The sequence below is a fragment of the Sulfolobus sp. A20 genome (assembly GCF_001719125.1).
Lineage (GTDB): Archaea > Thermoproteota > Thermoprotei_A > Sulfolobales > Sulfolobaceae > Saccharolobus.
The window spans coordinates 1,955,289-1,965,013 of record NZ_CP017006.1 but is presented as its reverse complement, the minus strand read 5'-3'; the positions used below and the strand labels follow the sequence as shown (position 1 = coordinate 1,965,013).

Annotated in this window: 10 protein-coding genes; 5 read left to right on the top strand and 5 right to left on the bottom strand. The window is 33.9% G+C overall.

Annotation, left to right across the window (positions count from 1 at the left end):
• Window positions 1-155 precede the first annotated feature (155 nt).
• The gene (locus BFU36_RS10190) at window positions 156-704 is read right to left on the bottom strand and encodes a rubrerythrin (RefSeq protein ID WP_069284716.1); all 549 of its coding nucleotides are present in this window, start codon (window positions 702-704) and stop codon (window positions 156-158) included.
• 213 nt (window positions 705-917) lie between these two features.
• Between BFU36_RS10190 and BFU36_RS10185 the strand changes: the two genes are divergently transcribed.
• Entirely contained in the window at window positions 918-2,429 is a 1,512-nt protein-coding gene (locus BFU36_RS10185; protein WP_069283924.1) for a bifunctional ADP-dependent NAD(P)H-hydrate dehydratase/NAD(P)H-hydrate epimerase, read from the top strand.
• Between the two features lie 24 nt (window positions 2,430-2,453).
• Here BFU36_RS10185 and BFU36_RS10180 read toward each other — a convergent pair whose 3' ends face one another.
• On the bottom strand, window positions 2,454-2,900 hold the full coding sequence (locus BFU36_RS10180; RefSeq protein WP_069283923.1) for a peroxiredoxin: 447 nt from the start codon (window positions 2,898-2,900) through the stop codon (window positions 2,454-2,456).
• Between the two features lie 81 nt (window positions 2,901-2,981).
• Here BFU36_RS10180 and ppcA point away from each other — a divergent pair, with 81 nt between their 5' ends.
• Window positions 2,982-4,517, top strand: a complete 1,536-nt coding sequence (ppcA, locus tag BFU36_RS10175; protein ID WP_069283922.1) for a phosphoenolpyruvate carboxylase — start codon at window positions 2,982-2,984, stop codon at window positions 4,515-4,517.
• Window positions 4,514-5,323: an ATPase gene (locus tag BFU36_RS10170; RefSeq protein WP_069283921.1), complete on the top strand. Its 810-nt coding sequence runs from the start codon at window positions 4,514-4,516 to the stop codon at window positions 5,321-5,323. Before ppcA ends, BFU36_RS10170 begins: the two co-directional genes overlap by 4 nt.
• Here the strand turns inward: BFU36_RS10170 and BFU36_RS10165 are convergent.
• Window positions 5,313-6,173, bottom strand: a complete 861-nt coding sequence (locus BFU36_RS10165; RefSeq protein ID WP_083216389.1) for a DUF1641 domain-containing protein — start codon at window positions 6,171-6,173, stop codon at window positions 5,313-5,315. The genes BFU36_RS10170 and BFU36_RS10165 overlap by 11 nt on opposite strands.
• Window positions 6,174-6,181: 8 nt before the next feature.
• The gene (locus BFU36_RS10160; RefSeq protein WP_069283920.1) at window positions 6,182-7,411 is read right to left on the bottom strand and encodes an NAD(P)/FAD-dependent oxidoreductase; all 1,230 of its coding nucleotides are present in this window, start codon (window positions 7,409-7,411) and stop codon (window positions 6,182-6,184) included.
• 154 nt (window positions 7,412-7,565) lie between these two features.
• Here BFU36_RS10160 and BFU36_RS10155 point away from each other — a divergent pair, with 154 nt between their 5' ends.
• On the top strand, window positions 7,566-8,168 hold the full coding sequence (locus BFU36_RS10155; protein ID WP_069283919.1) for an alpha/beta fold hydrolase: 603 nt from the start codon (window positions 7,566-7,568) through the stop codon (window positions 8,166-8,168).
• Window positions 8,158-8,817, top strand: coding sequence for a DUF2250 domain-containing protein (locus BFU36_RS10150; RefSeq protein WP_069283918.1), 660 nt, complete (start codon window positions 8,158-8,160; stop codon window positions 8,815-8,817). The genes BFU36_RS10155 and BFU36_RS10150 overlap by 11 nt, the downstream gene beginning before the upstream one ends.
• Here BFU36_RS10150 and meaB read toward each other — a convergent pair.
• Window positions 8,806-9,714, bottom strand: a complete 909-nt coding sequence (gene meaB, locus BFU36_RS10145; RefSeq protein WP_069284714.1) for a methylmalonyl Co-A mutase-associated GTPase MeaB — start codon at window positions 9,712-9,714, stop codon at window positions 8,806-8,808. The two genes, BFU36_RS10150 and meaB, sit on opposite strands and share 12 nt — an antisense overlap.
• Window positions 9,715-9,725 lie beyond the last annotated feature (11 nt).

Below are 9,725 nucleotides of genomic sequence, written 5' to 3'. Positions count from 1 at the left end.
TAAAAGAAGGAAGGAAAAATTGATCAATTAAAAACAGTGTTTTGATTCCTTCGCATGCCTTACAATCAAAGAAAATATACTTATTACTTGAAATTTTTGTTACGTTAAATTGTAGAAAAGTTCTAACAAAACAAACTTAAAAAGATAAAATAGCTTTAAAGAGCCTTCGCTACTGATTTTATTGTTTCCGCAATTTTAGCTTCTTGATCAGCAAAACTGCATAACATCCTCTCTATATCTTCATGACCCTCTGCCTTAGCAGTCATAGCAACCTTATTATACTCACTAATGTGCTGCATATCCTCTTCTTTAGCCATTTCCTCTAAAACCTTTGAAACTTTACCTATTGTTTCCGCAATTTTAGCTTCTTGATCAGCAAAACTGCATAACATCCTCTCTATATCTTCATGACCCTCTGCCTTAGCAGTCATAGCAACCTTATTATACTCGGCTACATGTTGGTCTTGTTCCTCTCTTGCCATTTCACCTACTACATTGTTTAGTTGCTTATGCCTTAATAATGTCTCAAATATTGCCTTTGCATGACCTAATTCAACTAATGCTTTCTCTCTTAATGCTTTAGCCTCCTCTTTCTTACCTAATTGCTCTAACTTCTCAGCAACTAACATTAATGACATAAAATCTTCTGCGTTTGCTTTGAATAATTCTTTTAATCCCATTTCGGTTTCTTTTCCGAGGACCATAGGAGACACCTTGTTAATTATTACTCATAATAGGTTAATAAACTTTAGTTAGACTCTAATTTAATGTTGTGAGATTTTATAGGAGGAAAGATATTTATAATTAATGTAATATTGTATAAGAACGTATTATAGTTGATGACTAACTCCAATCCTGAGGTAGTGATGAAGTAACTCGCGACTGATATTTATTAGTGTTTTTACAAACTATGACATATGATTACCGTAAAAGAAATGAGAGCTCTAGAGATAAATAGTACTTCGCTGGGTGTTCCAACTTTATTATTGATGGAGAATGCAGGGAGATCAGTTAAGGACGAAATAGTCACAAGATTTGAAAATAATGTAAAGGAAAAACAAGTGTACATTTTCGTGGGACATGGAGGAAAAGGAGGAGATGCTTTAGTAACTGCTAGACATCTAGCTGGAGAGGGTGCAAACGTTAACGTAATTTTATTGGGAGAAAATAAACATGAAGATGCAGTGCTTAATTTAAACGCGATTGAAGAGATGGATTTCAGCATAAAAATGATTACTGTAAAAGATGTTGAGGAATTGAAGCCGTTAACTGCTGATATTCTAGTTGATGGAATGTTAGGGACTGGATTCTCCGGAAGACCGAGAGAGCCTTTCAGAACTGCTATTAAAGTATTTAACCAAAGTAAAGGGTATAAAGTGTCAATTGACGTACCGTCTGGAATTAACGCTGATACCGGCGAGGCATTCCAAGATGAGTACGTAAAACCAGATTTAGTAGTAACTTTTCATGATATGAAGCCAGGTTTATTAAAATATAATTTCAACATCGTTGTGAAGAAAATAGGCATTCCTCCTGAGGCTGAGATATATGCAGGACCAGGAGATGTCATCGTTAACTTACCCAAAAGGCGTTTCTCGTCAAAGAAGGGAGAAAATGGAAGAGTTCTAGTTATTGGGGGGAGTTACACTTTCAGTGGAGCTCCAACTTTGGCTGGAATGGCTGCGTTAAGAACGGGTGCAGATTTAGTGTACGTAGCTGCACCAGAAGACACTGCTAAAATAATAGCAGGCTACTCTCCAGATTTAATCAGTATAAAATTACAAGGAAAAAATATTTCGCCCAGTAATTTAGAAGAGTTAAAGCCATGGATAGATAGAGCTGATGTGGTAATAATTGGACCCGGCATGGGACTCTCCGACGAAACCGTTGAAGCCTCTAAAACTATAGTGAATTATTTGAGAGAAAAAAACAAAACTGCAGTAATCGATGCGGATGCTCTAAAAGCTATAAAAGGATATGAACTATATAATAAGGTTGTTATTACTCCGCATGCTGGAGAGTTCAAAATATTCTTTGGGGAGGAACCTAGTATTAATATGAGAGAGCGGATAAATCAAGTTGTTAGAAATGCTGAGAAGTGTAAATGCACTGTATTATTGAAAGGTTATATTGATATAATCAGTGATGGAAAGAGGTTTAAGTTAAATAAGACCGGCAATCCTGGAATGACAGTAGGTGGTAGTGGAGATACGTTGACCGGAATAGTAGGAACTCTAATGGCTCAAAGAATTGAACCATTTATCGCAGCTTACTTAGGAGTATTTATAAATAGTCTTGCTGGTACGTTAGCCTATAATAAATTAGGTGCCCATCTAGCACCTACTGACATAGTAAATGAGATACCTAATGTTATAAATAATCCGTTAGAAGCGTTCAAGAAGAAGGTTTATAAAAGAATACTAGAATAAAAAAGGTATTTAAGGGAAAACTTTCTAACCCTTAGATTTCTTTATAATTTCTAAAGACTTATCAGCATGTTCTTCTGCTCTCTTAAGGTTTCTTAAGATTTCTATTATCTTCCCGGATTCGTCTATTATGAATGTAACCCTTTGCGCACTTGTTCCTTTATCATTTAACACTCCATACATTTGAGTTATCATCTTATTATCGTCAGCCACAATAGGAAAAGTTGCACCATATTTTTCAGCGAATTTTCTTTGAGTATCTATCTTATCTACGCTAACACCTATAATTTCCGCGTTTAAATTCTTAAACTCTGAATAGAGTTGTACAAATCTCTGTAATTCTCTCGTACAGCCACTTGTAAACGATTTAGGATAGAAATATAATATAACCTTTTTACCTCTGAAATTAGATAACTTTATCTTACCTATTGTTGAATCGGCTTCAAAGTCTGGAGCATCTTCTCCGGGTTTCATGATTTTAAGTAGGATTCAGATTCCTTAAAAAGATTTAGATTAAGAAAGTTTTTAACTGAAGACGGAAAAGTTCTTGAACAAATGAGACTAATACCGCGTACTATGTCTACACAACATCCTGATAACGCTAAAGTACCAGAGTGGGCTAGAAGCGAAATAATAGAAGGGGAAGACGAGGTTAAGGAAGCATATTTAGCGTATAGTATGTATGGAGTTCACGAAGTAATGTGGGATGCTGAAGGAAAAGACGTGGATACTCATGTAGTAAGAAAATTACTAACTAATTACACCGATTATTTTAGAGAACACATACTCGGAAAAGATGTATTTTTAACCTATAGGCTGCCTAATCCAAGAGTTGAAGGAGCAGATAGAAAAGTATTTGCTGAGACAATGGAAAGCATTCCTATAACTTATGATTTAGCAAAAAAATTCTATGGAAATGGTATTACAGTACCCGTTTTTGAGGTAATTCTCCCCATGACTACTGACGCTTTAGAGCTGATAAGTGTAGTAAAGTACTATGAGAAAGCCGTAGCTAATGAAGAAGATATAGAGCTTTATGATGGAATAAGAGTAAGGGATTTAGTAGGTGACATTTATCCTAAAACGATAGAAGTAATTCCATTAGTAGAAGATATCGATTCGATGCAAAATATTGATAAGATTATAGCGGGATTTTATAAGGTAATTAGACCAAAATATATTAGAGTTTTCTTAGCAAGATCAGACCCTGCTATGAATTATGGAATGATTCCAGCAGTATTATCTGTAAAAATAGCCTTAAGTAAGTTGTATAAACTGTCTGACTCCCTCAATCTAAGCATCTATCCTATCATTGGAGTTGGTTCACTACCCTTTAGAGGACATTTATCACCAAGAAATTATGAATACGTACTTAGGGAGTATAAGGGAATTTATACTTTCACAATCCAATCTGCCTTCAAATACGATTATGACTTAGAGGAGAGTAAAAAAGCAATTGATTACATAAATAACTCTAAAATTGCTATGCCAGATAAGCTAAGTGAAGAAGAGGAAAGGATATTAGTGAAAATTTCAACACTATTTACACAAAGATATCAGCCGATAATAGAAAATCTAGCTAAGCCTATTAATGATGTTGCATTATTATTACCAAGGAGAAGAGCCAGAAAGCTTCACATAGGTTTGTTTGGATACTCGAGAAGTACTGGTAAAGTTACACTTCCTAGAGCAATTTCTTTCGTGGGCTCACTTTATTCTATAGGAATACCTCCAGAGATAATTGGAATCTCAGCCTTAGATAATTTGAGTGAAGAAGAGTGGGAAACCTTTAAGAGGAATTACGTATACTTTAAACACGATATCGAAAGAGCTGCTAGATTCTTCAATTGGGATTCATTTGAATTAATTAAATCAATATGGAACGTGAATAATGAAATAATAGATGAGATCAAAAAAGACGTTAATTATGCTCAAGATGTTTTAGGAATTAAAGTAGGAGGTTCTGATTATGAAAGTAGAAAACACATCCTTTTATCTTCTCTATTTTTACTGTCTTTAAGAGAGAAAATTCATCAAGAATCAAAGAAATACTTATATGAAATGGCATTAATTAGAAGATCTTTGGGATGAGAATATTAGTTAATGGTTTATTACCAAATGACTCTGGAAAGACAACTTTTTCATTATCTCTAATAAGATTGTTTCGTCAAGTAGGCATTGAGCTATTTCCCTTAAAGCCTATGGCAGGACATAATGCTTGGTACAGTTTTAACACTCTGATAAGAAGTGAGGAATTAGGTGCTCTAGCTGGCAATGATGCGTTAAAATATTATGACGAAACTAAAAAGGACATTAGAAAAATAAATCCGTTTGCCGTTCTTTTCATTCCAATAGACTTAGAAAAGTTAGGGTTTAACGTATCTTTATATAACCTAATGATGGATTATGGATTTCCATATTTAATTCGATTCAGCGATTGTATAACTGGTATAGACAGCTATTTTGTCAACTCTAACGCAGAACTATATTCACCTAAACCTTTATTACGCTTCATAAATAACTTATCCTTAAAATTTAACGCTAGATCCTCCAATAGCTTAAGGCAACTTATAGATTCTTCTCCATATAACATAGATGTTTGTGTAGAAATCACTTTCAAAGAGAATGAAAATGTGATAATTGAAAGTTACAATGACTCATCTTCACCCACAAATAGGTCTGCTGATGTTGATTATGTATTCATAGTATCGCCTGCTAAAGCGTTTTTAGTTAAGGGTGACGAATTTAAAAAGGCACTATCTTTATACTCAATTCCTCCATGGAATGTAAAAGTATCAAGTTTAATTAAATATCTAAAAATAGAGAAAAGTTTTGAGATAGACATAGGCGAAAGTATCGCTAAGGAGGAAATATTAGACTGGACTCTTAAATCTTGATATCTTGATAGGCAAGTCCTTTTTCTGGCTCATAAACCTTACCTATGTGTCTTAAGACTGATACTACTACACCTAATCCTCTTTGAACATCCTTATCACGAAAGAGCCTATACAGTTCCCACAAGCTGGTTACCGGTTGAACATTTTCTACTTTTAACGCTTCTCCAGTAGCTGATACTAGCCAAGTGTAATATTTAAAGTTACGAAGGTCAATTTTAGATAAATCATTAGCTATTTCCTTCCAATTATTTAGCAAGTTAAGTGTAAAATCATTAACCAATCCATTTATAATGTTCCCTAAAGTATTCTCGTCTTTAATAATTCCTCTTATCACGTCTAGAATCCCAACCTTGTTAAGATCCTCCATTAGACTTAATATAGTATTTATAGTATTTAGCATATCTTCTGTAGTCAAATTATTTGCTAAGGCTAATATGGAATCCCATCTTGAAACAATGTTTAAAAGATTATCATTAACAATTCCGTTTATGATTTTACCCAAGTATTTCTCATCGCTTAAGATGCCTTGTAATAAATCAATTAAACCTATTTTCTTTGCCTTATTTGCAACATCAACCAATTGAAGAATGACGTCTAAGTTTTCATCATCGAGTAAAAGTTTATTTAATACATTCAACAATTTACCAGAATTTAAAAAGAAATTCAACATCTCATCTGATGTTATCATACTGACTATTTTCCCAAACGTTTTTTCATCTTCTAATATACCTTTTACTAAATCTACTAGGCCTAATTTGTCAATATCTATCATTACTTCTAAGACTTTATTAGTAACGTTTAGTTTTTCATTAGCTAATAAAGAATCTAATTCTATTATATTCTCGGTCATCTAAAAATTCACCAACTCGCTAGGAACTTTTCTAATGCCATATCCCCTTTAGTCCACATGAAATATTTTGTAAATAGCTCCTTCTTTAAATGATTTATCGGAGATGGATCAGCAATTGACGTATTACCCTTATACCATGTATCATCCTTCACTGCAACACCAAAACCTTCAAATGGATTATCAGCAACACATACGATAGTGGGATAATAGCTATCAACTTTTATATCAACTCCTAACCTTCTAGCTAAATGTTGAGCTGCAATATTTGCAGTTTTAACTGCCAAATATCCTAACTTTGGAACTGTAATCGAATTGGAATCTCCAACAGCATAAATATTGTCATACTTTATTGAAACCATGTTCATATCTGTTGGCACAAATCCACCATCATCAATTAGATCCTTTGTGGAATTCTTTAACGCCATGTTACCCGTATAAGGCGGTATTAAGATAGTTAAATCAGCCTTAATAGTCTTTCCAGACTCGTCTAATATCTCGTTCTCTCTTATTTCCTTAATTTTGAAATTATCTACTAGCTCAATTCCCATTTGCTTATACATCTCTCTTACTATCTTCCTAGAGGTAGTGGACAAATCGGATAAATACTCGCCAGGAGAGAATATTACAAATTTCACCTTATTAGCTAATCCTCTTTTTTTAAAGTAACCGCTAAGCATTAAGCTCATTTCGAATACTGGACCTTCACATGCTGCATCGGCTAAAGGAACATAATTCTCTGGCACTTTAGGCTTTGGATTCTTACCTTGATAGAAATATCCAGAGCCTATTGCTATCGTTCCACCTTTAAAATCCTTAAGTCTTTCTCTCAATTTCAAAGCGTAATCTATTTCGCATACACTATAACCGTATGTATCCCATCCCTTAACTATCTCAGTAGATAGATGTGCGCCTAATCCAATTATCAAATAGTCATAATCTTCTTCCGCTTTATTACCATCAGGTTTAGTATAATAAACTAAACCGCTATCAGCGTCAATTTTCTCAACTGTTCCCTGCTGGAACCTTATTCCCTTTTCTGGTAATGCTTTAGTTAGGTCTATTCTAACATCCTCCTCATCCATTACGCCTACAGCTACATGAGGTAACGCTGGTCGGAAATACGTGAATCTTGAATTGTTTATAACTTTTATTTCCGCCTTACTTCCTATTAGTCTCCTTAATGTGTATGAAGATGTTAAACCACCGAATCTAGCTCCTAATACCAGTATCTTAGTCATGTTTATCCTTTTTAATATTTAGATTCATAGTTTATATAATTATCTTCAAATTAACTAAATTAATGATTTAGCTTTAATGCTTATCTGTTTATTTATTTCTAATTATTTAAAACGTAAAAAAGCTTATAACTTTTCAAACAGAAGAGATTATGATATGTATCAATTAAAAGATAAATATGTCGAGATAAAAGGAAAGAGGATACACTTCATAGAGGAAGGTAACGGTGATCCCGTACTCCTGTTTCATGGAGCAAGGTTTAATGCTTATACATGGCACGAAACTGGTACAATCAAATCTATAAGCGATAACGGTTTTAGGGCAATCTCTGTGGACTTTCCAGGTTTCGGAAAGTCAGAGAATGTACAAGGGTTAAAGCTCACTGAATTCATAAAAACATTTATGGATAGCCTAGAAATCGATAAGGCTAATTTATTGGGAGCTTCCATGGGAGGCGAAGCCGTATTAGGCTTTTCGGTTGACTATCCGAATCTAGTCTCTTCCCTTATACTGGTAGGAGCAGTTGGGGTAAAAAATTACGAGAATAGTTTAGATAAGATCTCTGAAATACCTGTTCTTCTTGTATGGGGTTCAAATGATACAATATCTCCAAAATCTAACTATGAACTTCTTCTAAAGAAACTTAAAAATGCAAAGCTAAAAATCATAGGCAGGAATCATGCATGTTATCTAGATAATCCTGAAGGGTTCAATAACACTGTAGTCGAGTTTCTAAAGGGATTAAAAAATGGTAAATGAAAATCAAGAGATATTACAGCTTAAAGAGAAACTTAAAATACTTTTAAAAAATGATGTAAGATACTTGACTATTTTAGAACATTTAAAGAAGGCAAATATTGATTATGGAAAATCAATTATGTTAAATACAAAAATAAACTTAGAAAGTATAATGAAACTTCTTGATGATTTAGAGAAATTAGGCTTAGTCGAAAGAGTCCATGGCGCTACACTGAAGAATACTGAAGCAAAGTTTAAGCTAAGTTCAGAAGTTCATAAACATCACACTTATTACACTTTAACTAGAGAAGGAGATCATCTATTAAGATATTTGACCGATGAGAAAACGATAATTGAGACATATATCGATATACTAAGAGATGACAATTTTGCCTTAAATCTTTTAAGGTATGCTGAAGAGCTTAATGCAGATCATGCATTAACTTATGCTAAGTTATTACATAAAAGATTAGAAGATACTATTCAAAAAATCGAGGAATTAATCAGAATTGGTCTTATTGAAGAGAAAAACTCCAAAATCATAAAATTTGGAGAAAGAAAAGCAAAACCTAAGAAAGAAACTAGAACTCATCATAAATACTATGGATTGACTAGGATGGGAGAGTTAGTTGTGAGAGAAATGAAAAGAAAAGGTATCTTACCCAAGTAAACGCTTAACCTTGTCGATTGTATCATTAATTGACTTATAAATAGATTGATTTACTATGATATCGAAGTTTTCCGAAACTATCTTATCTACTAACTCGCTTAATTTTCTCCTCACAACTAATTCTACAATCTTTGCCTTCCTCCTCATAACCCTTTTATTAAAAATGTCGTTTTGCATGATGAATCGCTTATGTTCCTCGATACTATCCACTAATTTTGATATTCCTTCATGCTTAATTGCAGTAGTTTTAACTATTAATGGTCTCCAATTATTTCGAAAACTAATCTCAGCCGAGTCTATAGCGAATTTTATAGCGTTATATGCTAAATCAGCGTCAATTTTGTCTGCCTTATTGATCACATAAATATCTCCAATTTCCATTATTCCAGCTTTCAAAGCTTGAATTTCATCCCCTGTACCAGGGACAGTCACAACTAGAAGAGTATGAACTACGTCAGAAACCTCAGTATCAGTTTGACCAGCTCCAACAGTCTCCACGAGTATCACGTCAAATCCTAATCCATCTAAGGCTTCTATTAGCATTAATGCCTCAGCTGATATTCCTCCTAAGTGTCCTCTAGATGCTATACTCCTTATAAAGACATTTTTCAGCAAAGATTTATCCTGCATTCTTATTCTGTTTCCCATAAAAGACCCCTTACTATAGGGACTGGAAGGATCTATAACTATAACTCCTACTTTACTCCCCCTAGATACGTATTCTTGTATTAACTCATTTATCAATGTACTTTTCCCAGCACCGGGTATACCAGTAATGCCTATTACATGTGCCTTACCAGAATTTTTAGAGAGGATGTCTAGTGCTGATATACCCTCCTCAGTCATATACTCTATTTTCGTTAATAATCTCGAAATGGCTAATTCTTCGCCTTCCATAGCCCTTTGCA